Source organism: Flavobacteriales bacterium (assembly GCA_016700415.1).
Taxonomy (GTDB): Bacteria; Bacteroidota; Bacteroidia; order Flavobacteriales_F; family PHOS-HE28; genus PHOS-HE28.
Genome location: CP065018.1, coordinates 3,013,333 through 3,033,267, shown reverse-complemented (window position 1 = coordinate 3,033,267; position 19,935 = coordinate 3,013,333). Strand labels below are relative to the sequence as shown.

The 19,935-nt window shown below is 58.4% G+C and carries 22 protein-coding genes; 15 read left to right on the top strand and 7 right to left on the bottom strand.

Annotated features, from left to right (window positions below; all coding sequences use genetic code 11):
• Positions 1-68: 68 nt before the first annotated feature.
• The 7 genes from cyoE (at position 69) to IPP95_12580 (ending at position 4,530) form a co-directional block, all read left to right on the top strand.
• Positions 69-965 (top strand): protoheme IX farnesyltransferase, encoded by an 897-nt coding sequence (cyoE, locus tag IPP95_12610; protein QQS72012.1) that lies wholly within the window; start codon positions 69-71, stop codon positions 963-965.
• On the top strand, positions 962-1,687 hold the full coding sequence (locus IPP95_12605) for a cytochrome c oxidase subunit 3 (GenBank protein ID QQS72011.1): 726 nt from the start codon (positions 962-964) through the stop codon (positions 1,685-1,687). The genes cyoE and IPP95_12605 overlap by 4 nt, the downstream gene beginning before the upstream one ends.
• A gap of 22 nt (positions 1,688-1,709) precedes the next feature.
• The gene (locus tag IPP95_12600) at positions 1,710-2,558 is read left to right on the top strand and encodes a cytochrome c oxidase subunit 3 (protein ID QQS72010.1); all 849 of its coding nucleotides are present in this window, start codon (positions 1,710-1,712) and stop codon (positions 2,556-2,558) included.
• A gap of 64 nt (positions 2,559-2,622) precedes the next feature.
• Complete coding sequence (locus IPP95_12595) at positions 2,623-2,991, top strand: cytochrome C oxidase subunit IV family protein (GenBank protein ID QQS72009.1); 369 nt, start codon at positions 2,623-2,625, stop codon at positions 2,989-2,991.
• On the top strand, positions 2,988-3,695 hold the full coding sequence (locus tag IPP95_12590) for an SCO family protein (protein ID QQS72008.1): 708 nt from the start codon (positions 2,988-2,990) through the stop codon (positions 3,693-3,695). The genes IPP95_12595 and IPP95_12590 overlap by 4 nt, the downstream gene beginning before the upstream one ends.
• A gap of 2 nt (positions 3,696-3,697) precedes the next feature.
• Positions 3,698-4,222 (top strand): DUF420 domain-containing protein, encoded by a 525-nt coding sequence (locus tag IPP95_12585; GenBank protein ID QQS72007.1) that lies wholly within the window; start codon positions 3,698-3,700, stop codon positions 4,220-4,222.
• A gap of 41 nt (positions 4,223-4,263) precedes the next feature.
• Positions 4,264-4,530, top strand: coding sequence for a hypothetical protein (locus tag IPP95_12580; GenBank protein ID QQS72006.1), 267 nt, complete (start codon positions 4,264-4,266; stop codon positions 4,528-4,530).
• 239 nt (positions 4,531-4,769) lie between these two features.
• Here IPP95_12580 and IPP95_12575 read toward each other — a convergent pair whose 3' ends face one another.
• Positions 4,770-8,249, bottom strand: coding sequence for a M36 family metallopeptidase (locus tag IPP95_12575; protein ID QQS72005.1), 3,480 nt, complete (start codon positions 8,247-8,249; stop codon positions 4,770-4,772).
• A 181-nt stretch (positions 8,250-8,430) separates the two neighbouring features.
• Between IPP95_12575 and IPP95_12570 the strand changes: the two genes are divergently transcribed.
• On the top strand, positions 8,431-8,841 hold the full coding sequence (locus tag IPP95_12570; GenBank protein QQS72004.1) for a BrxA/BrxB family bacilliredoxin: 411 nt from the start codon (positions 8,431-8,433) through the stop codon (positions 8,839-8,841).
• Positions 8,842-8,907: 66 nt separating this feature from the next.
• Here IPP95_12570 and gdhA read toward each other — a convergent pair whose 3' ends face one another.
• The 5 genes from gdhA to IPP95_12545 form a co-directional block, all read right to left on the bottom strand.
• Positions 8,908-10,275: an NADP-specific glutamate dehydrogenase gene (gene gdhA / locus IPP95_12565; protein ID QQS72003.1), complete on the bottom strand. Its 1,368-nt coding sequence runs from the start codon at positions 10,273-10,275 to the stop codon at positions 8,908-8,910.
• Positions 10,276-10,431: 156 nt separating this feature from the next.
• Positions 10,432-11,334: a toxin-antitoxin system YwqK family antitoxin gene (locus tag IPP95_12560; protein ID QQS72002.1), complete on the bottom strand. Its 903-nt coding sequence runs from the start codon at positions 11,332-11,334 to the stop codon at positions 10,432-10,434.
• A 71-nt stretch (positions 11,335-11,405) separates the two neighbouring features.
• Entirely contained in the window at positions 11,406-12,353 is a 948-nt protein-coding gene (locus IPP95_12555) for an NAD-dependent epimerase/dehydratase family protein (protein QQS72001.1), read from the bottom strand.
• Between the two features lie 10 nt (positions 12,354-12,363).
• A complete protein-coding gene (locus tag IPP95_12550; GenBank protein QQS72000.1) occupies positions 12,364-12,798 on the bottom strand; it encodes a PIN domain-containing protein in 435 nt (144 codons plus the stop codon).
• Positions 12,795-13,055: a hypothetical protein gene (locus IPP95_12545; GenBank protein QQS71999.1), complete on the bottom strand. Its 261-nt coding sequence runs from the start codon at positions 13,053-13,055 to the stop codon at positions 12,795-12,797. The genes IPP95_12550 and IPP95_12545 overlap by 4 nt, the downstream gene beginning before the upstream one ends.
• 111 nt (positions 13,056-13,166) lie before the next feature.
• Between IPP95_12545 and IPP95_12540 the strand changes: the two genes are divergently transcribed.
• The 3 genes from IPP95_12540 (at position 13,167) to IPP95_12530 (ending at position 16,845) form a co-directional block, all read left to right on the top strand.
• A complete protein-coding gene (locus tag IPP95_12540; GenBank protein QQS71998.1) occupies positions 13,167-14,303 on the top strand; it encodes a rhodanese-related sulfurtransferase in 1,137 nt (378 codons plus the stop codon).
• A gap of 47 nt (positions 14,304-14,350) precedes the next feature.
• Entirely contained in the window at positions 14,351-15,508 is a 1,158-nt protein-coding gene (locus IPP95_12535; protein ID QQS71997.1) for a homogentisate 1,2-dioxygenase, read from the top strand.
• Between the two features lie 203 nt (positions 15,509-15,711).
• Entirely contained in the window at positions 15,712-16,845 is a 1,134-nt protein-coding gene (locus IPP95_12530; protein QQS71996.1) for a Fic family protein, read from the top strand.
• Positions 16,846-16,926: 81 nt separating this feature from the next.
• On the opposite strand, the gene IPP95_12525 is transcribed toward IPP95_12530, so the two are convergent.
• On the bottom strand, positions 16,927-17,391 hold the full coding sequence (locus IPP95_12525; GenBank protein ID QQS71995.1) for a hypothetical protein: 465 nt from the start codon (positions 17,389-17,391) through the stop codon (positions 16,927-16,929).
• Between the two features lie 217 nt (positions 17,392-17,608).
• Between IPP95_12525 and IPP95_12520 the strand changes: the two genes are divergently transcribed.
• From IPP95_12520 to IPP95_12505, 4 genes are all read left to right on the top strand, one after another.
• On the top strand, positions 17,609-17,821 hold the full coding sequence (locus IPP95_12520; GenBank protein QQS71994.1) for a DUF2281 domain-containing protein: 213 nt from the start codon (positions 17,609-17,611) through the stop codon (positions 17,819-17,821).
• The gene (locus tag IPP95_12515) at positions 17,818-18,204 is read left to right on the top strand and encodes a type II toxin-antitoxin system VapC family toxin (GenBank protein ID QQS71993.1); all 387 of its coding nucleotides are present in this window, start codon (positions 17,818-17,820) and stop codon (positions 18,202-18,204) included. Before IPP95_12520 ends, IPP95_12515 begins: the two co-directional genes overlap by 4 nt.
• A 94-nt stretch (positions 18,205-18,298) precedes the next feature.
• Positions 18,299-19,438, top strand: coding sequence for a 4-hydroxyphenylpyruvate dioxygenase (gene hppD, locus IPP95_12510; protein ID QQS71992.1), 1,140 nt, complete (start codon positions 18,299-18,301; stop codon positions 19,436-19,438).
• A gap of 66 nt (positions 19,439-19,504) precedes the next feature.
• Complete coding sequence (locus IPP95_12505) at positions 19,505-19,906, top strand: hypothetical protein (protein ID QQS71991.1); 402 nt, start codon at positions 19,505-19,507, stop codon at positions 19,904-19,906.
• Positions 19,907-19,935 lie beyond the last annotated feature (29 nt).

Here is a 19,935-nt window from a genome sequence, read left to right as displayed (position 1 = left end):
ACTGCGTCCGGCCCGTTCCGGAAAAGGAGCACCGGGACAAGTGCCCATGTCTTACTTTCGCCGCCGATTTGGAAACCCGGGAAACATACACCGTCAGGATCGGTGCGGTGGCGAAAGTGAAAGACCTCGCAGCGCTGTTCAAGCTGCGGCTGGCTTCCTTGGTGGTGGTAAGCGCCGTGCTGGGTTACGGCATGGGCGTTCCGATCGGCGGTTTCAGCATCGTGAACGCCTTGTTGCTGACGGTGGGCGGGCTACTGGTCACCGGTGCTTCCAATGCGCTGAACCAGGTGATCGAGGTGGAGCAGGACAGCCTGATGTCGCGCACGGCCGAACGTCCGTTGGTGAGGCGCTCCATGAGCATGACCGAAGCGACCGTCGCCGCCTTGCTCGCAGGCGCCGTCGGCACCTTCATTCTCTGGGACACCTTCGGCCCCCTCACGGGAATTCTTGGCCTCCTCTCCCTGTTCATGTACGTGGCGCTTTACACGCCGATGAAACGCTTCAGCTCGTGGGCCGTCTTTGTCGGTGCTTTCCCGGGCGCCTTCCCGCCCATGCTGGGCTATGTGGCCGCCACGGGGCAATTCGGTCTGGGGCCGGGCCTGCTCTTCGCAATGCAGTTCATGTGGCAATTCCCCCACTTCTGGAGCATTGCCTGGGTGCTGAATGACGACTATGCCAAGGCCGGCTATCACCTTCTTCCCTCCCGCGGCGGGCGTGACCGGTATAGCGGCTTCCTCATCGTCCTGTATACCTTTTTCGCCCTGCTCACGGGCCTGTTGCCGTGGGTCTTCGGCCTGGCCGGCCCTTGGTCGGCACTGACGGCGGCCTTGCTGGGGCTGTGGATGCTGCTGCACGCGTTGCGCCTGATGCGTTCGTTGGACAAGGCTGACGCGCGCCGTCTGATGTTCGCCAGTTTCCTCTATCTCCCCGTTGTGCAACTGGCCTACGTACTTGACAAGTTATGAGCGAGCAGGAAGAGACCGCGGAACGCAAGGCCCGGATGATCAAGGCCAAGAGGAACCTCACCTTCCTCATGCTCTTCTCCATCGTGATGTTCTTTGCCGGGCTCACGAGCGCCTATATGGTGAGCAAAGGCGGCTCCGAGTATTGGGTGAATTTCCGGCTGCCGGAGATCTTTTGGTGGAGCACCGGCATCATCATCATCAGCAGTCTCACCATCCACATGGCCTTGGTACAGGCCCGAAAGGACCGTAAACGCTCCGTCGCACCGTGGGTGTTGATCACCTTGGCCCTTGGTCTCGGCTTCAGCGCCAGCCAGCTCAAGGGCTGGGGGGCATTGCTGAAGGACGGATATGCCTTGGCGAGCCGCCTGAAGAACGTGAACGAGGTTTATGGGACCGATTACACCATCGAGCGCCGCGGCCTGACCCTGGTGAAGAACGGCGACCTGTATTACCTGCCGGATGATAAGGCCTTCACCCGTCCGTTGAACGCCGAAATGGACGAGTCCATGAATGCCGCCAGCTCCTATTTCTTTGTGCTCACCTATGCCCACTTCGCCCACATCATCGGCGGGCTCATCGCCCTGCTGGTGATGTCGGTCAAGGCACTTCTGGGCCGCTATGGCCGGGAAGATCACCAAGGTTTGTGGGCGGGCACTATCTTCTGGCACTTTTTGGCGGGCCTCTGGGTCTACCTGCTTTTGTTCTTGGCCTACGTTCACTAACATTGCCACCGAAATACTTCCCATGTCAGGAGACGCATCCAAAACCTTGAGCAACGACGTCCTATGGGGCGGCGGCCGCTCCCCGTTCAGCGTGAGCTACGGGAAGTTGATGATCTGGTTCTTCCTCGTGTCCGACGCCCTTACCTTCAGCGGTCTGTTGGTATCGTACGGCTTCGCACGCCATTCACTGCTTCCCGGCATGGAATGGCCCGTGGGCGAGTATGTCTTCAGCAAGTTCCCCGGTATTTCGGGCAACATGCCCCTGATGTACGTGGCCCTGATGACCTTCATCCTCATCATCAGCTCCGTCACCATGGTGCTGGCCGTGGAGGCGGGGCACCGTATGGACAAGAAGGGCGTGGTGAAATGGCTCTTCCTCACCGTGCTGGGCGGCCTGTTCTTCGTGGGTTCACAGGCCTACGAGTGGGCCCACTTCATCCACGGGAGCAATGCCCGCGTCACCCTGGCCGACGGGCGGACCGCCTTCTTGGAGGAGAACCTGCACCATGGCGAGACCTATGATCCCGCCACGTTCGCCATGACCCTTGGCAGCACGCGCTCGGAAGAGGTGTTGAGAGGCCCCGAAGCCTACAAACTCTACCAGAACGCCGTGCATGTCACCAGCGGCGCGAACATGACCGAGAATGAGTATGGCCCGCCCTCCTATGCTAATTTCTTCTTCTTCATCACCGGCTTCCACGGATTCCACGTCTTCAGCGGAGTGATCATCAACCTCATCGTCCTCATCATGGTGATCAAGGGCGTGTTCCATCGGCGCGGCCACTATGAAATGGTGGAGAAAGCCGGTCTCTACTGGCACTTCGTGGATCTTGTGTGGGTGTTCGTCTTCACCTTCTTCTATCTCGTGTGACCAAAACGCCTTGGCCTGACCTAACTGAATAAACCAACACCTTCGCCGGGCTACGGCGGTTTACATGGAACGCGACGACATCATCGAATACAGCTTGGACGCAGGCCACAGCGAGGAGGAAGGCAGGTCGATCCGCAAGAAGATCCTCTTCGTCACCATCCTCCTTTCTGTGATCACCACATTCGAGGTGCTTTTAGGCGTGTTCTGGCGCACATGGATGCCGGGGTCCTGGCATTGGGTGAAATGGACCTTCATCGTTCTCACCTTGGTGAAAGCCACGTACATCGTGATGTCCTTCATGCACTTGGGCGACGAGCGTAGGAACATCCGCAGCATGATCCTCTTGCCGTACGCCCTCTTTCTCCTCTACCTCATTTTCATCGCCATCTGGGAGTCCAATTACATCCATGAGGCACTGATGAATTTCCTGTGAGACAAGGACCGGAACCGGCTGGCAAAGGCAAGAAGGCCGCCCTATTGCTCCTTTTGTTGGTACTGATACCCGGGGCGATATTTCTCTTTTGGGGCTCCAAGAGCCACTACACTTACCTGCCCTACCTCGGTGAGCGCGAGGTACACGCCTCTGGGGACACCACCTACTTCACGGTGCCTTCGTTCCATTTCATTGACGAGGACGGTGAGCCTTTCACCGACAAGGACATCGAGGGGAAGGTGTTGATCGTGGACTTTTTCTTCACTCGGTGCACCAGCATCTGCCCCCGCATGAGCGTCCAGATGCAGCAATTGCAGCTTCAATTGGACGACCCCTCCTACAAGGACGTGCTCTTCCTCAGCCACACCGTGGACCCTGAGCACGATACGCCCACCGTGCTGAAAGCATACGCCAAGCGCTTGGAGGCGGACCCCACCCGATGGAAATTCCTCACCGGCAACGCCCCGGACATTTATAGGCAAGGCAATCTGGGCTACCTGCTCAGCGCGAGCAAGGACAGTTCCGCAGCGGAGCAGTTCGTACACTCCCCCCAGTTCGTGCTCGTGGACAAGCGCCACCACATCCGGGGGATGTTTGACGGGACGGACACCGAGGCCATGCGCGACCTCTTGACGGACCTGAAGATGCTCTTGCTGGAGGAAAAGGCACGGGCTCGGCAGGAGGACAAGCCATCTGGCCGGTGATCATGGCCTCCATGACCGATCGCCAAGGCAAGACCTTCGCCTGGACCCTCAGTATCCTGCTCGTCGGGGTCATCACCTTCCTCTATCTCGGCCCGAAGATGATCGTGGTGGGCGGGCTCTCCCCTTCCACCCTGCCCAAGGTGAACGCCGTGCTGAACGGCATGGCCGCCCTTGCACTGATCGCCGCTTGGCGCGCCATCCTCAGGAAGAATATTCTTCTGCACCAACGACTGATGTTGACGGCAGTGGGGCTCAGCGCGCTCTTCCTCGTCAGCTATGTGGTACAGCACGGCAGCTTCCCTTCGGTGAAGTATGGCGGGGCGCTGGGCTGGATCTACTATCCGGTATTGATCTCGCACATCATCCTGGCGGTGGCCATCGCTCCTCTGGTGCTGATCACCTTGATCAGGGCCCTTAGCGGACGTTTCGCCAAGCACCGGAAGATCGCCCGCTGGACCCTGCCCCTGTGGCTTTATGTGAGCATCACGGGGGTATTGGTCTATCTGATGTGCGCTCCGTACTACTGAACCTCGGAGAAGACGGTCCCACCGCGATTACCTTTGTATCGATGATCTTCCGCCGCCTGTTGCCCATTGCCACCTTCTTGGTGGTGGTGTTCCTGCCTGCCGATGTCTGGGCGCAGGGCTGTTCCATGTGCAAAGCCGTGGCGGAAACGCAGCCCGGGGGCAACGTCTATGGCGGAAGTCAGGCCGTGGGAGCAGGCTTGAACAAGGGCATCCTGTTCATGATGACCGTGCCCTACATCCTCCTCTTCCTGTTCTTCCGGAAGCGGATCGTGGGCTTCATCAAGGAATTCCGGTCCGCGCAAGGTTGAAACCCGTGCGCCCGGAACGGCTGCCCGCCTCTACCGATCGTCCTTATACCATTTCGTCATATGGATACGACTAAAACCGCGAAGCAATTTTCGGCCAGGCGATACAGAAAAATGTTGCATAGCCATAGCTACGGAACCATTTTCTGGAGAAGCATGGGCGGAAAAGAGCGAGTGGATCGGACGGATCTGTGTGACGAATTGGTATTAAAAGTGGTCCGGGCATTTCCGGGCCGTTCATGCTACGGCAGTTGTTCCGTGCGTGCGTCGGTGGGGGTGGCCCCCCCGATGCTCTGAAGGATCGCATCCCGGTCGTTGTTAGAACCGGTGTATTTCACCACCCCGTCCAAGTTCACGTCGCTGGGCTCATATCCTGTCGTCGTCGCCGAGGGCACGCTTTGACCGATGGTCGTCAGGATCGGATCGCGGTCATTGCCCGTGCCGGTATAGCGTAGGGCACCATCGCGCACGACATTGCCGGACCAGAGCAGCAGCTTCCCGTCCCTGGTGCGGCGTGCATCCGTGCCGTATGTGGCGGTTGAGCTCAGGCTGAAGTCGACCAAAGTGGGGGTGGCTGAAAGTGTTCGCGTTGTCGCCGACATGCAACCCAAGTGGTTCCGATGCCTCACGGCGATGTAGTAGTCGCCGACCGGTGCTGCAAAGTGCAACGCCGACCCACCATCAGCGGCCACCACGTCCCCATCACGCTGCAGCAGGGCACAATGGGCCTCCACGATCTGGCCCGGCGTGCCACTGGAGCGCAGTTCAACGATCACCCAGTCCACGATGGCATCGTCTCCTGTCGCGGCCAATAAACCGCTTCCTGCCGTTTCACCTCCTCCCCCGGTAAGCGTGAAGCCCAACACGGAGTACGGTTCGGTGGCGGGCAACAGGCTATTTGTGCGCAACTGGTCGTCCATCCGGTGTTCGGTGGTGTTGTAACAGCCGTCTAAATACATGCGTACGGACACGGAAGCCCCGGCCGTGCCGGACACGTTCACGTTATCGAAGTACAAGTGTTGACCGTAGCCATTGATGTTGACGAAGCGGAGCAGGATGACCTCCCCGTCGTAGGCGCTCAGATCCAAGTCGTGCGAAGCCCATTCGGAGCAGTCCGCCGGCACCCAAGTGCTGGAAGTATTGTCCGCGGCGGTGGCCAAAGCACTTCCGGACGCGTTGTAGAGGTTGTTCCAGCTGTTCCCGCAATCCATGCTGACATCCACGCGGAAGGCATCGTAATAGGAAGAACTATACCGCGCATAGGCATGATCGAAGGTGAGGTGGTTGTTGGAGGACCCGGAGAGGTCGATCATGGGCGTGACCAGCCGGTCCTCCTGCCCCGAGGAATTGTAGCTGTAATTGTTGATCGCCCAGGCCGTGGTGGAGGAGCAATCCGCGCCATCGGCCAAGGTAGCGGTGGTCCAGGTCGTCGCATTGTCCGGGTTCTGGAGGGTCCATCCTGCGGGCGTGGCGGAACCGCCTTCCACATCCTCTGAAAGTGGCGCGGCCACGGTGGTACCCACCACCCCATTGAGCGCGTTGCTGGCTTCGTCATCACCGGGATACTCATCACCGGAAAGCACGGTCCCCACCGTCAATGTATGAGCGCCGGTGGATGTGAGCAGCACCGGCTGGGTGAAGGTGAACGTCTCGGTAGCACCGGCCGCCAAGGTTCCCGAATAGGCTTGGCTTACGAAGGGCGCACCGTCCAAGGAGTAGCGCACGGTGAAGCCGCTTTGCGGTAGAATACCGAAGTTGCGCAGTTGGGCACTGACGGTGACAGGGGTGCTGCCGCAGGTGAAGAAGTCACCAGCTCCCGGAGTAAGGACCTGAGCGATGCCGATGTCATTCTGCAGGGGCAGGTTGTAGGCCTCGGTCTGGTCGTTCAAACTGTTCGAGCTGCCTTGGCTGGCACCATAACCCAGTCCACGCCTGGCGAAAGCGGACCAGATGAGGCTCTGGTTGGCCCCGCCGTTGTTCAGCGCATCGGCCTGGAGGATGGCGTCCCTGCCGTCCACGAAACCCGGGCTGCAAGCGGTGAGCTTCAGGCCGTCGATCACCAATTGCATGGCGATGTTGTTCCCGCCGGTCCCGTTGTACAGGTCCGGGTCGAAACCGTACTGGTCCACCAGGTCCCAGGTCATTTCCCACAGCATGGTACACCAGATGAAGCCGATGGCATGGGAGTATTGGTAGGAGGGGTCCTCGGTATCGGCGTAGGTGAAGCTGTTCACCCCGAAGGAAGTGGAATACGGGGCGGGGCGGATCCCCAGGCCGGTCACTGGCTCTCCGATCACGTAGGTGCCGATACCACGTGCGTCCGTGCGGGCGTCCCCCGGTTCCATGGTCATCATCAATCCGAAAAAATCGCTCCAGCCCTCACCCATTTGTTCGGCGTTGTTCAAGCAATTCACGTTGGACGGTCCGCCGACCAGACGGTTACTGATGCCATGGCCGTATTCATGCGCAATGACACCATTGTCCAGGTCACCATCCCGCTTAGGCGAGGTGCTGTTCCACAGGAACATCTGCATCCTCGGCTTGCTGCCATCGGGGGGCGTGCCGAAATTGGCGTTGTTCGTGCCGATACCGTCCTGCCCGTCCGCCAGTACGTAGTCTCCGCCGGCACCACCACGTCCATAGTTGTTCTCTTGAAAATTCCCGCTCACGTCATCGAAACCGTACTGGTACCACACGTCGTGCATCATGTTGTTCCAGTAGAACAGGTTGGTCAGGGCGGCATCCTGGTAATTGACCGGTTCCTGTGATAAATTGATGGGGAAGTCGAAATCCAATGTGGCGCCGCCGTCCGGGCTATAGCCGGTCCCGTCGTTACCGTTGGCATCCTCCTGCGCCAGCACGTTATTGCCTCGGGTGATGGTGTACTCGGCGCCCGCCGACCCGTTGGTATCGTGCCAACCGTACGGTGAGGCAATGCCTGCGGCGGTCCAAGGTGCATTGCGTATGGCACGGGAACCGTGGTTCGGGCTTTCCAACGGAGCGGGATAGACGTTATAGTCGTTCGGCGCGGCAGGCATCATCGGGGGTGCCGGGGCTTCATCGTGCGCCCTTTTATTCATGATCTCATCGAACCCGCACTGGCTCACCCAATCGTTGCGGTCCAGTTCCTCGCCAGTGTTCGCGCTGATGCGCACGCTCCACCAATGCGCCCCGCCGGGTTGGTAGTAATTGACGTTCCAGACCAGACGCAAGGTCTTGTCCGATGGCAGGTACATCAATTGGACATTGACCGGTTCCCCACTGAAGGCTGTTCCATCGTACACGAGCTTTTGCCCTCCGTCCTCGGACGACACCAAGGAAGGGACCGTGGCGGAGGGAAGGTCCTTGCGCAATACGTTCGCCAGTGCCTGTTCCGCGCTGATCATGGGCTCAGGCGCTTCAGCCGTCTTTCCGCAAAAGGCCCAAGCCCCGTTGTTCATCGCGATCACACGGCCGTCAGCCGCCTGATGCACCGCGATGTCGCCATTGAACACCTCGATGCCGTGCCAACGCTGGCGCAGGAAAGTATGCTCCACCCCGTTATGGGCGTCGCGGTAATGGTCTTTGACCAACAGGTCCGCAAGGTCGTCAGCTTTGTATCCATTGTCGACCAAACGGGCACGCACCAGCTCCGAAGGCTCCTTGGAGCGCTCTTGTGCCTTTGTGGGTGAAGTGAAGAAGGAGAGGGCCGCGAGGAGGAGCAGGTGGAAAGAAAAGCGCATATCTTGAAGATCAAGCCCGCAAATTAGCCCGTACGGTACAACGGGGCAAGCAACGATCTGCGGCAGGCGGGCAAAGCTGACGGAGGTCACGGTGGTTCATCCCCATGGAAAGTATCTTTGCACCTACGCGTGCCATCCTGGTAGGGTAGGCACTTTCTCTTCACACTAGCCCCATCAACACATGTACCCAGAAGAACTGACCGCCCCCATGGTCGCCGACCTCACCGAAGTGGGGTTCACCGAATTGAAGACCCCCGCGCAAGTGGATACCGCGTTCAAGCAGTCCGGCACGGTGCTGTGCGTCGTGAACAGCGTCTGCGGATGTGCGGCAGGCGCCTGCCGTCCCGGCGTGAAGGCCTCGCTGAAAGGCGACAAGCGTCCCGACCACCTCACCACCGTGTTCGCCGGTGTGGACACCGACGCAGTGATGCAGGCCCGCAAGCACTTCCTCCCCTACCCGCCAAGCAGCCCCAGCATCGCCCTGTTCAAGGACGGTAAGCTGGTGCATTTCGTGGAACGCCACCACATCGAAGGCCGCAGTGCGGAGATGATCGCGGAGCACCTGAAGATGGTGTACAGCGAATTCTGCTGAGCACCCGCCTTGGAACGAAAAAGCCCCGGAAGTTCCGGGGCTTTTTCGTTCTACAAACTCTTCGGCTTACACCACCCCTTGGTCCAGCATGGCATCCGCGACCTTCACGAATCCGGCGATGTTGGCACCTTTCACATAGTTCACGTGGTTGCCTTCCTGGCCATGTTTCACGCAGGCGGCGTGGATGTTCTTCATGATGGCGTGGAGCTTGGCGTCAACCTCATCGCGGGTCCAGGCCAGGCGTAAGCTGTTCTGGCTCATTTCAAGACCGCTGGTGGCCACGCCACCGGCGTTGCTGGCCTTTCCGGGAGCGAAATACACTTTTGCTGCGTGGAAGGCCTCGATCGCATCCGGAGTTGTGGGCATGTTGGCCCCTTCGGCCACATACTTGACCCCTTTCTTGATCAGCGCCTTTGCGTTGTTAAGGTCCAGTTCGTTCTGTGTGGCGCAGGGCAGGGCCACATCGCACTTGGCCACTACGTCCCACACCCGGGCGCCCTTCACATACTTACTGCCTTTGAATTTCTTGGCGTATTCCTCTATGCGCCCGCGCTTCACGTTCTTTAGCTCCATGAGGAAAGCAAGCTTCTCCTTGGTGATCCCCGTGGGGTCGTAGATGCTGCCGTCACTGTCGCTTGCGCTGACCACTTTGGCCCCGAACTGCGTGGCCTTTTCAATTGCGTACTGGGCCACGTTGCCGCTGCCGCTCACCGCCACGATCTTGCCTTTGAAGCTGCTCTTGTTGCGTCCCAGCATTTCGTTCGCGAAATACACGCAGCCGTATCCGGTGGCCTCCGGACGGATCAAGGAACCGCCCCAAGAGGCGCCTTTGCCGGTAAGGACGCCGGTGAACTCGTTCGCCAAGCGCTTGTACTGGCCGAACATGTACCCGATCTCGCGGCCGCCCACACCGATGTCGCCTGCGGGCACGTCGGTGTCAGGGCCGATGTGGCGGAACAGTTCGCTCATCAGGCTTTGGCAGAAGCGCATCACCTCACCGTCGCTTTTGCCTTTAGGGTCGAAATCGCTGCCGCCTTTGCCGCCGCCCATGGGCAGGGTGGTGAGGCTGTTCTTGAACGTCTGCTCGAACCCGAGGAATTTCAAGATGCTGAGGTTCACGCTGGGATGGAAGCGCAAGCCGCCCTTGTAAGGTCCGATGGCGCTGTTGAACTCGATGCGGAAGGCGCGGTTCACCTGCGTGTTGCCTTTATCGTCCACCCAAGGCACGCGGAAAATGATCGTTCGCTCGGGTTCCACCATGCGCTCAAGGAGCATTTTGCCCTTGTACTTGGGGTTGGCCTCGATGAAGGGGATGACCATTTCGGCCACTTCATGCACGGCTTGTAAAAATTCAGGCTCATTGGTGTTTTTGGCCTTTACATAGGCCATGAACGCGTCCACTGCCTTGGTGGCCGCAGTTGTCGACTTTGCCATTGGTGGTTTTTCGGGTTTTTTTTGGTGGAAGAGCCATGCCTTGAACATGGAGGCGGCAAATGTAGCAGTGTGTGATGGTCAAGAACATGAATTCCCGAACAGGCTACTTACAGGGTGTTTAATTTGTTTGGCATGCAGCGTCCGTGATCCGCTGGATCACAGATCATCCTCGGTCATCTGGGCCTTGCCGGCATATTTCCCCTCCACGTACACTTCCACCTTATAAAGGAGGCCGTTCCGGTCATACTTATACACCTTACCGTTCCACAGTCGTCCTTTACGGTACTCGCCCTGTTGGGACAGGCGATGTTCGTTATTGTACAAGGTGTTCCAGCCCTCCGCCCGGAAATCCGTGGCGTTTGTGGTCTCTTGTGCGGTCTTGGCCGGTGCCGCCAAGGACGCCTTATCGGGCTTGGGCTCCGGTACCCGCTGCTTAGGGCGATAGCTCTTGAAGGAAGCCTGATCGGCCCGGCCTCCGGCGAAATCCACCGTTTCCTCCAATTCACCATTGGCATAGTAGCGCTTCAACTTACCCTCTTCCCTGCCCTGCTTCACGGTGACATCGGCCTCCAATTGCCCGTTCTCGTGGTAGTACTTCTGCTCGCCGTCGCGTGTGCCATACTGGTCGAAGATGAATTCCTGCGACAACCGGCCATTGGGATGCCAACGCTTGAACGTGCCGGTATTCCGGTCCAGGTCCCACGCGCCTTGTTCTTCCTTTGTTCCGTCCTCGAAATAGGTGATGTAGCTGCCTCTGGGAAGTCCCTTCGCATAGGTGATCTCGCTCTTCACTTTGCCATTGGGCCAGTAGTGACGCCAGATGCCAGTCCGCTTGTTGTCGGTGTACCGTCCTTCCTCCACCACAGCGCCCGCGGCATATCCGACCTTCTCCGGCAATGGTGCTAAAAGCTGCCACCAACCCTCCTTGCGCCCTAAGTCGTCCAGCCTGTTCAGGGTGTCCGGTGCAGAGCTTGTGTTCACTTGCGCCGCCACGACCTGCCCGGCAAAAAGCAGGATCAGGCCGAAGATCACGGGAATTGATGGTTTAAAGGACCGCATGGGGAACACCCTGATAAGGGAACGCCCGTGCGATACGGGAAACAGCACAGTAGGGTTGCGCCAAGAGCAGCTCAGGAGGATCCCAACTTCCTGCGCAGATTGGCCATCATGTCATCCACCATGGCCTTGAGGTCGAACTCCGGCTTCCAGCCCCAGTCATGGCGGGCGGCGCTGTCATCGATGCTGCGCGGCCAAGAGTCCGCGTAGGTCTGTCGCTCATCCGGGGCATAGTTCATCTGGAAGCCGGGGATGTGGCGGGCCACTTCCGCAGCGATCTCCTCCGGGCTGAAGCTGATGCCCGCAAGGTTGTAGCTGCCCCGCTCCTTGATCTGTTCCACCGGTGCCTCCATCAGGTCGATCGTGGCGCGGATGGCGTCAGGCATGTACATCATCGGCAACGTGCTCTTCGGCCCGAGGAAACTGGTGTAGGCACCGTTCTTCATCGCCTCATGGAAGATGTGGACGGCATAATCGGTGGTGCCGCCGCCCGGCGCGCTTTTCCAGCCGATGAGGCCCGGATAGCGGATGCTGCGCACGTCCACGCCATACCGGGCATGGTAGTAGGCGCACCAACCCTCGCCAGCCAATTTGCTAATGCCGTAAACCGTGCTCGGCCCAGTGACCGTGTGCTGCGGCGTGGCGTCCTTCGGCGTAGTAGGCCCGAAAACGGCGATGCTGCTGGGCCAGTAAACTTTCTTCAGCTTGCCTTCCCGGGCCAGCTCGAGGATGATCAGGATGCTCTCCATGTTGAGCTTCCACGCGAAGGCCGGGTCCTTTTCCGCCGTGGCACTGAGCAGTGCAGCGAGCAAATAAACCTCGGTGATGCCGTGCTTGTCGATGACGCGCTCGATGCCGCGCCGGTCCATGGCATTCACCAAGGCGAAGGGGCCGGTCTGCTTGGCCTGCGGTTCCTTGATGTCGCTGGCCACCACGTCCTCCGCCCCGAAGCGGTCGCGCAGGCCTTCCACGAGCTCGGTGCCGATCTGGCCACTGGCTCCGATAACGAGGATCTTTTTCATGAACGATCGTTTATTGTTGGTCTGCGGCTTCGAGAAACTTCGAAGCAAATTCCCCGGGTGTCATCACCGGTATCCGGGAGCGTCGGAAACCGGGAATATCATTGGTGACAATTACTTGAACACGCCCGTGGGCCAAGGCCGCATGGTATTGCACGGCATCCTCAAAATCCGGCCAATCCACGCCCAATGCTCCTTCGATCTGCGGCAGGTCCGTACTGGCCGTCCTGCAAAGCGTGCATAGCGTCCCTAAAAAAGCACGCAATTTGGCCTTGGGGACCCCTTGCCGGCGCAGGACGTATTCGGTGTTGACCAAGCTCAATCCTGTGAGCACGAGCTCCAACGGTTGACTGTCAACTGCCTCAAAGATCTTCGTGCTGCTGGCATGGAACGGGCGCGACGCATCCAGTACGTCCAGCAGGATGTTCGTGTCCAAGAACACCTTCATAGACCCTTGCGGTAGATGTGCGCCAAACGAGGGTCCGCTTTCAGGTCCGCCTCGGTGATCTTTCCGGTCAGCATGCCGGTAAATTGGTCGATGGCATGGGCCTGCTTGCCTTTACCGCCGATCCCACGCGTGCTTTTTTCGAGTGAATCGATGAATTCCTCTACCAGCTGGCTCACGGATTTGCGATGCCTGGCGCTGTAAGCCTTGATCCGCCGGATGCGCTTTTCGGAGATGCTTAAGGTGAGCTTCGTCTTCATGTCGCAGCAAAGATACGTATGCTGTCGAGGATACGTATAACGGTAGTCATCTTCAGGGAATACGGGGTTGAACGGACTCCCCCACCGACCATGCTCCATATCTTCGCATCCATGGAAACCCATAGGCTGCGCAACCTCCTGCATCCGGACCTGCTACGCGAGCGGTTGGGATCTGAGGGCAAGGCGCGCACCACCCTCAGTTTCTACCGCTACGTCCGCCTTGCGGAAGTGGAGGCCCTGCGCCACGAGCTTTACGCTGAATGGGAAGCCCTTGGGGTCCTCGGCCGCATCTACATTTCGCAGGAAGGGATCAATGCCCAAGTGAGCCTACCAACGGTGAATTTGGAAGCCTTCCGGAACAATCTGGATGCGCGTGAGGCATTCAAGGATGTGCCTTGGAAGATCGCTGTGGAGGACGACGGCAAGAGCTTCCTGAAGCTCATGATCAAGGTGCGCAAGAAGATCGTGGCGGACGGCCTCGCCGACGATGCCTTCGATGTGACGGACGTGGGTGAGCATTTGGACGCGGGGCGCTTCAACCGGAAGATGGCGGAAGGCGCATTGGTGATCGACATGCGCAACAACTATGAGTGCCTGATCGGGCACTTCGAGGGCGCTTACCTGCCGAAAGCGGACACCTTCCGCGGAGCGATAGACGAGGTGAAGGATGTGATGACCCTTCGGCAGGCTCAGGGTGAAGAACTACCGGAGATCCTCCTGTACTGCACCGGCGGTATCCGCTGCGAAAAGGCGAGCGCCTACCTGAAGCATCACGGCTTCGGGAAGGTGAACCAGTTACACGGTGGCATCATCGATTATGCTCGGCAGATCAAGGCCCAAGGACTGGAAAGCCGCTACAAGGGACAGAACTTCGTGTTCGATGAACGCCTCGCGGAACGCATCACCGATGATGTGGTGAGCTCCTGCATGCAATGTGGCGCGGCCAGCGACCGCATCAGCAACTGCAAAGAAGCCACCTGTAACATGCTGCTGGTGCAATGCGAAGCCTGCGCGGCGAAATACGCTGATTGCTGCTCACCAAGTTGTCGCGAGATCCACCTGCTGCCGATCGAAGAACAGCGCGATTGGCGCAAAGGCCGCAGCACGCGTAGCAGCAAGACCAAAGCGATCAACGATCCCGAAGGATTGCGTGAACGGATCCGCGTGGAGGAAGAACTTCTCGCACGGAACGGAACACTTCACCCGGAGTTGATCAAAGTCAATCAAACGAAAACCAACAACGCGTAGGCTTCTGCGAACAGACAACACGCAACGCGTCAACTCGCAACCATCACATGCCCATCTACCACACCCTCGGCAACATTCCGCACAAGCGGCACACCGTCTTCAAAAGCCCGGAAGGCAAGCACTACTACGAGCAGCTCTTCGGCACCGTCGGCTTCGATGGCATGAGCTCGTTGATGTACCACGTCCACCGCCCCACACAGGTGAAGGAGATGAAGCCGCCGCGCGACGTCAGCCCCAAGATCGCGATAGAGAAGAACCTGCGCGCTTTGCGATTGAAAGGCTTCGACGTGACACCGGAAGCGGACCACCTCGACGCGCGCAAGACCATTCTGGTGAACAGCGATGTGGCCGTGGTCCTCGCCGCCCCTACCGCCAAAAAAGTGGACTACTTCTACAAGAACGCCGACTGCGACGAGATGCTGTTCATCCACAAGGGCAGCGGCCGCCTGCGCAGCACCTTCGGCACCTTGGATCTCAAGTACGGCGACTACCTGTTGATCCCGCGCGGCATCATCTACACGCTGGAGTTCGACACGACCGACAACCGACTGCTCATCGTAGAGAGCCACAACCCGATGTACACGCCGAAGCGCTACCGCAACTGGTTCGGCCAGATGCTGGAGACCAGCCCCTTCTGCGAGCGCGATATCCGTCGCCCACACGGCTTGGAAACACATGACGAGCTGGGCGATTTCCGCGTGCAGATCAAAAAGCAAGGGGTGATCCACGAGTTCGTCTATGCCACGCACCCTTTCGACCTGGTGGGCTGGGACGGCTACAACTACCCATACGCCTTCAGCATCCACGACTTCGAGCCGATCACCGGCCGTGTACACATGCCGCCGCCGATCCACCAGACCTTCGAGAGCAGTGCCATGGTGATCTGCAGCTTCTGCCCCCGATTGTATGACTACCACCCGGACGCCATCCCGGCACCGTACAACCACAGCAACATCGACAGCGATGAAATGCTGTACTATGTGGACGGTGACTTCATGAGCCGGAACGACATCGCACCGGGCCACATCAGCCTGCACCCCGCAGGCGTCACCCACGGCCCACACCCCGGCGCCATGGAACGCAGCGTCGGTAAGAAAGTAACGGACGAGCTCGCCGTGATGGTGGATACCTTCAAGCCGCTGATGGTGACCGAGGAGGCGATGAAGATCGATGACGGGAAGTACTGGAAGAGCTGGCTGGAGTGAGGCGGATGCCCTGAGCATTTCTGCTTGTCCTCCGACGCTGCCTTGGTTCGCTTAGGATTTCTACGTTCAGCTCACTCCTCTCTCGGCGAACACGACAGGTCTTTTTCAGCAGAGTTGAAAAAGTGGTTCATTCTTTTTAAGTTTGTGGTCGATTAGTTAAAAAGCCGAGGTCGCTTTTTAAACAGCTCCACAACCTCCTCACCATGAAGTCCTTCCGCGCTGGCAGAGCCACTCCCACCACTGCAGGGTACAAGGCCTTCCATCCAGAACTGATCAATCGACCTTTCCGGCTGGACGACATGGAGTTACAAGGACTTCTGGAGCAGGCTACGCTGAAGCTTGGGGAACTGAACGCCTTCGGGGAACTGGTCCCGAACATCGGGCATTTCATCCGCATGCACGTGTACAAGGAGGCAACCGTGAGCAGCAAGATCGAAGGCACCCAGACCAATATGGAGGAGGCGCTCTTGGATGAGCGTGCCGTTTCCACCGAACGCCGGGACGATCGCCGCGAGGTGAACAACTACGTGAAAGCGATGGAGCACTGCTTGGGAAGCATGCACGATCTGCCCTTGTCCTCGCGGATGTTGCGCGAGGCGCACGCAACCTTGCTCCAAGGTGCGCGCGGTGAACACAGGATGCCGGGCGAGTTCCGTCGCAGCCAGAATTGGATCGGTGGAGCCACCTTGGTCGATGCCGCCTTCATTCCTCCGACCTGGGAAGAAGTAGGCCCTTTGATGAGCGACTTGGAAAACGTGTTCCACAACGATCGCACCGGCCTGCCACATGTCCTCAAGGCTGCGCTGGCCCATTACCAGTTCGAGACCATCCACCCCTTCCTCGACGGCAACGGCCGGATCGGCCGCTTGATGATCACGCTCTACTTCGTACACGCCGGTGTGCTCAATCAGCCCGTGCTCTATCTCTCAGACTTCTTCGAACGGAACCGCAGCGCTTACTACGATAACCTGACCCGCGTGAGAAGCCAGAACGACATCCGGCAATGGTTCCGCTTCTTTCTGGTGGGGGTGATCGAAACGGCGAACAAAGCCACCAACGGCTTGCGCGAGATCCTGCGCTTGAAGAAGGAGTGTCTCGAAGTACGGATCCCCCGCATCGGCAGACAGACACAGGCTGCCCCGAAACTGTTGAACCACCTGTTCCAGCAACCGATCGTGTGGGCCGAGGAAGTGATGAAAGCCACTGGCCAAAGCTCACCCTCCGCCTACAAGATCATGAGCGACTTCGAACGCATCGGCATTCTACGCGAGATCACCGGCAATAAATGGGGGCGCATCTATCGGTTCGAGGAATACTTCAAGGTGTTTGAAGGATGAGGATGCGAATGACTTGAGTGCGCCCCCGGCTCAAATACAGCCGGGGGCGGGCTATCCGGAGTAGTCCTCGCTCGCTGCGGGCTACTTGCTCCTATCCCTCACGCGAAGCACCTCTGCCGCCGGAGAATCGTCGAGGAAATTCAGCAGCTTGCGTGTGTCGGACATCCTTGAATTGAGAACAACGGACTTTCTATCACCTGTCCTCGTGTTCACAAAGAGTAAAGTGTCGGGTACCCCCGTGATAAAGATCTGCGACTTCCAATCCATGGAGAAGAAGTTCAGACGGTAGTCTTCGAGAGCATACGCAGACAGGTCAATGGTGATATCCTTGGACATGAGATATTGGATGCGTAGCTGATGCTCACTGAATGCAAAACGTGCCGCGCTTCGACAAAACAAGATGCCGAGACCCAGCGCTAACACCAGAGTCCAAACACTGGTTTCAATGAACCCTATACCATTGAATTGCAGCGTGGCAAGTAATCCTATACACATGGCTAGGACTAAGTACAAGGTCAAGGGGTACCAACCATTCAGATTGCTCATCTTTCACAAATTTAGTACCCTGACCGAGCACAACGTATGAATCCTAGGACTGAAACTCCTCGTGTGAAGGATTGTACCGGAAAGCCCGGAAGGCGGCAATCCGGCTGAGGATTTGGAACTCCGGGTCGTGGCCCGGGGTAAATTCCAAGCCCGACCCGAGCCCCGGAGTTTCACCCAGAGGATATCGATGGCCTCCCGGAATACCTAACTTCGCTGTATGTCGAGCGCTGACCTCTTTGTGAAGATCAACTCGCTGCCTGCGGATCTGCGCAAGGAGTTGATCGACTTTGTAGAGTTCCTTCTCCAGCGGAAGAAATTACCTAAGAAGTCGTCAAAAGGCGGTGGCATACCGGGCTTGGCGAAGGGCCGCATCGTGATCGCTGAAGATTTTGATGCGCCTTTGGACGACTTCAAGCCTTACATGGAATGAGGCTTCTGGTGGACACGCATGTGTTCCTCTGGTTCATTCTTGACGACCCGCGCATTGCGAAAACTGCAAGACCCTTGCTAGTGAGTCCGGACCACGAAAGGTTCATCAGTATTGCGTCCGTATGGGAGGTGGCCATCAAGCATGGCTTGGGGAAACTCCAACTTAATGGAGGCAGGGAGGGCTTCCTGAAAGACATCGACCAAGCCAACTTCGACATCCTTGATATCCTCCCCGCCCATATCATGATCTTGGCCAGTCTATCCCTTCATCATCGAGACCCTTTCGACCGCATGTTGATCGCTCAAGCGAAAACTGAAGGCATGCATCTACTCACGGCAGATCCACACTTTGCGGCTTATGATGTGCCGTTGATCAAGGCGTGATCAGGCACGAAAGGTCCCACCAGCGAACATGGGCGGAACCTTCCCTGCAAATTGCCGAACTTTGGGCCACGTTCGACCATTGAATCCTTGACCCATGGCTATCCAGACAGCAACCCCCGAACTCGAGAAAGTCAACCCCGCAGCGGCTGACTTTCTCCCCCTGCTCGGCACCGACCACATTGAATTCTATGTGGGCAACGCCAAGCAGGCCGCCCACTATTACAAGACCGCCTTCGGCTTCCAGAGCCTAGCCTACGCAGGTTTGGAGACCGGCGTGAAGGACCGCACGAGCTACGTGATCGAACAGGACAAGATCCGTCTGGTGCTGACCACCCCGATGACCAAGGACCATCCGATCAACGACCACTTGCGACAGCACGGCGATGGCGTGAAGGTGATCGCCCTGTGGGTGGACGATGCGCGCAAAGCCTACGAAGAGACGGTCAAGCGCGGTGCCGTGAGTTTCATAGAGCCCACCGTGGAGAAGGACGCTGACGGCGAAGTGGTGAAGAGCGGCATCAAGCTGTACGGCGACACGGTACACATCTTCGTGGAGCGCAAGAATTACAACGGCACTTTCCTGCCGGGCTACAAGCCTTGGAAGAGCGCCTACAACCCGCAGACCACCGGCCTGAAATACGTGGACCACATGGTGGCGAACGTGGGCTGGAACCAAATGAACAAGTGGGTGGAGTTCTACGAGAAGGTGATGGGCTTCGCAAACCTGCTGAGCTTCGACGACAAGGACATCAGCACGGAGTACAGCGCGCTGATGAGCAAAGTGATGAGCAACGGCAACGGCCGTATCAAGTTCCCAATTAACGAACCGGCCAAAGGAAAGAAGCGGAGCCAGGTGGAGGAATACCTGGATTTCTACAACGGCGAAGGCGTGCAGCACATCGCCGTGGCCACGGACGACATCGTGAAGACCGTGCGGGACCTGATGAGCCGTGGCGTGGAATTTTTGAAAGTGCCTTCGAGCTACTACGAAGGTCTACTGGAGCGTACGGGCCCGATCGACGAGGACCTCGGCCCGCTTGCAGAGCTCGGCATCCTCGTGGACGTGGACGACGAGGGCTACCTGTTGCAACTCTTCAGCAAACCGGTGGAGGACCGCCCCACGTTGTTCTATGAGATCATTCAACGCAAGGGCGCGAAGAGCTTCGGTAAGGGGAATTTCAAGGCGCTGTTCGAGGCGATCGAACGGGAGCAGGAGAGCCGGGGGACGCTGTGAGAGTTTCCTGATCGTTCGAAACGTTGCATTTCGACCTCGGATCAAGATCGACTAGCTTTACTCGTCATGGAAAAGCGCACGAAAGACAACCCCTGGAATCTGAAGACCCCGCCCGGCTCATCTGAATACACCATGCATGTGGACGAGAAGGATGGCAAGGAAGTGCTCGTGTGCACTGTCGGCAAGACCGTTCTGTTCTATGACATTCGCTGCATCACTGACCTGCACGCGATGCTGAAGAAGCACGGCGATTGGATGGACTTGGGAGGCGCCGATGAGCAGAAGCCCGCGAAGGACGGGACCGTGGAAGCTTGGGGCCGCAGCGAAAAGAACCCCGTGAAGGGCTGGTACGGGCTGAAGAAGGGATTGCGCGGGCGGTTCGGGGTGTACCTGCCGCCGTTGATGGAGGCGCTCGGCTTGGCCGAAGTGACCCACGAGGCTCGGGGGAACCGCATGCGCGCCTGCTGACCGGAGGTAGTGCGCTGTTGGAAGCGGTG

What these genes read in the sequence shown, in the direction of transcription:
- IPP95_12560 (QQS72002.1), bottom strand. Translation starts at nt 11,334, where the DNA reads ATGCGGTCCTTTAAACCATCAATTCCCGTGATCTTCGGCCTGATCCTG.
- IPP95_12595 (QQS72009.1), top strand. Translation starts at nt 2,623, where the DNA reads ATGGAACGCGACGACATCATCGAATACAGCTTGGACGCAGGCCACAGC.
- IPP95_12550 (QQS72000.1), bottom strand. Translation starts at nt 12,798, where the DNA reads ATGAAGGTGTTCTTGGACACGAACATCCTGCTGGACGTACTGGATGCG.
- IPP95_12580 (QQS72006.1), top strand. Translation starts at nt 4,264, where the DNA reads ATGATCTTCCGCCGCCTGTTGCCCATTGCCACCTTCTTGGTGGTGGTG.
- IPP95_12570 (QQS72004.1), top strand. Translation starts at nt 8,431, where the DNA reads ATGTACCCAGAAGAACTGACCGCCCCCATGGTCGCCGACCTCACCGAA.
- IPP95_12515 (QQS71993.1), top strand. Translation starts at nt 17,818, where the DNA reads ATGAGGCTTCTGGTGGACACGCATGTGTTCCTCTGGTTCATTCTTGAC.
- IPP95_12555 (QQS72001.1), bottom strand. Translation starts at nt 12,353, where the DNA reads ATGAAAAAGATCCTCGTTATCGGAGCCAGTGGCCAGATCGGCACCGAG.
- IPP95_12525 (QQS71995.1), bottom strand. Translation starts at nt 17,391, where the DNA reads ATGAGCAATCTGAATGGTTGGTACCCCTTGACCTTGTACTTAGTCCTA.
- IPP95_12545 (QQS71999.1), bottom strand. Translation starts at nt 13,055, where the DNA reads ATGAAGACGAAGCTCACCTTAAGCATCTCCGAAAAGCGCATCCGGCGG.
- IPP95_12535 (QQS71997.1), top strand. Translation starts at nt 14,351, where the DNA reads ATGCCCATCTACCACACCCTCGGCAACATTCCGCACAAGCGGCACACC.
- IPP95_12585 (QQS72007.1), top strand. Translation starts at nt 3,698, where the DNA reads ATGGCCTCCATGACCGATCGCCAAGGCAAGACCTTCGCCTGGACCCTC.
- IPP95_12520 (QQS71994.1), top strand. Translation starts at nt 17,609, where the DNA reads ATGTCGAGCGCTGACCTCTTTGTGAAGATCAACTCGCTGCCTGCGGAT.
- IPP95_12600 (QQS72010.1), top strand. Translation starts at nt 1,710, where the DNA reads ATGTCAGGAGACGCATCCAAAACCTTGAGCAACGACGTCCTATGGGGC.
- IPP95_12505 (QQS71991.1), top strand. Translation starts at nt 19,505, where the DNA reads ATGGAAAAGCGCACGAAAGACAACCCCTGGAATCTGAAGACCCCGCCC.
- IPP95_12605 (QQS72011.1), top strand. Translation starts at nt 962, where the DNA reads ATGAGCGAGCAGGAAGAGACCGCGGAACGCAAGGCCCGGATGATCAAG.
- IPP95_12575 (QQS72005.1), bottom strand. Translation starts at nt 8,249, where the DNA reads ATGCGCTTTTCTTTCCACCTGCTCCTCCTCGCGGCCCTCTCCTTCTTC.
- IPP95_12540 (QQS71998.1), top strand. Translation starts at nt 13,167, where the DNA reads ATGGAAACCCATAGGCTGCGCAACCTCCTGCATCCGGACCTGCTACGC.
- IPP95_12530 (QQS71996.1), top strand. Translation starts at nt 15,712, where the DNA reads ATGAAGTCCTTCCGCGCTGGCAGAGCCACTCCCACCACTGCAGGGTAC.
- gdhA (QQS72003.1), bottom strand. Translation starts at nt 10,275, where the DNA reads ATGGCAAAGTCGACAACTGCGGCCACCAAGGCAGTGGACGCGTTCATG.
- hppD (QQS71992.1), top strand. Translation starts at nt 18,299, where the DNA reads ATGGCTATCCAGACAGCAACCCCCGAACTCGAGAAAGTCAACCCCGCA.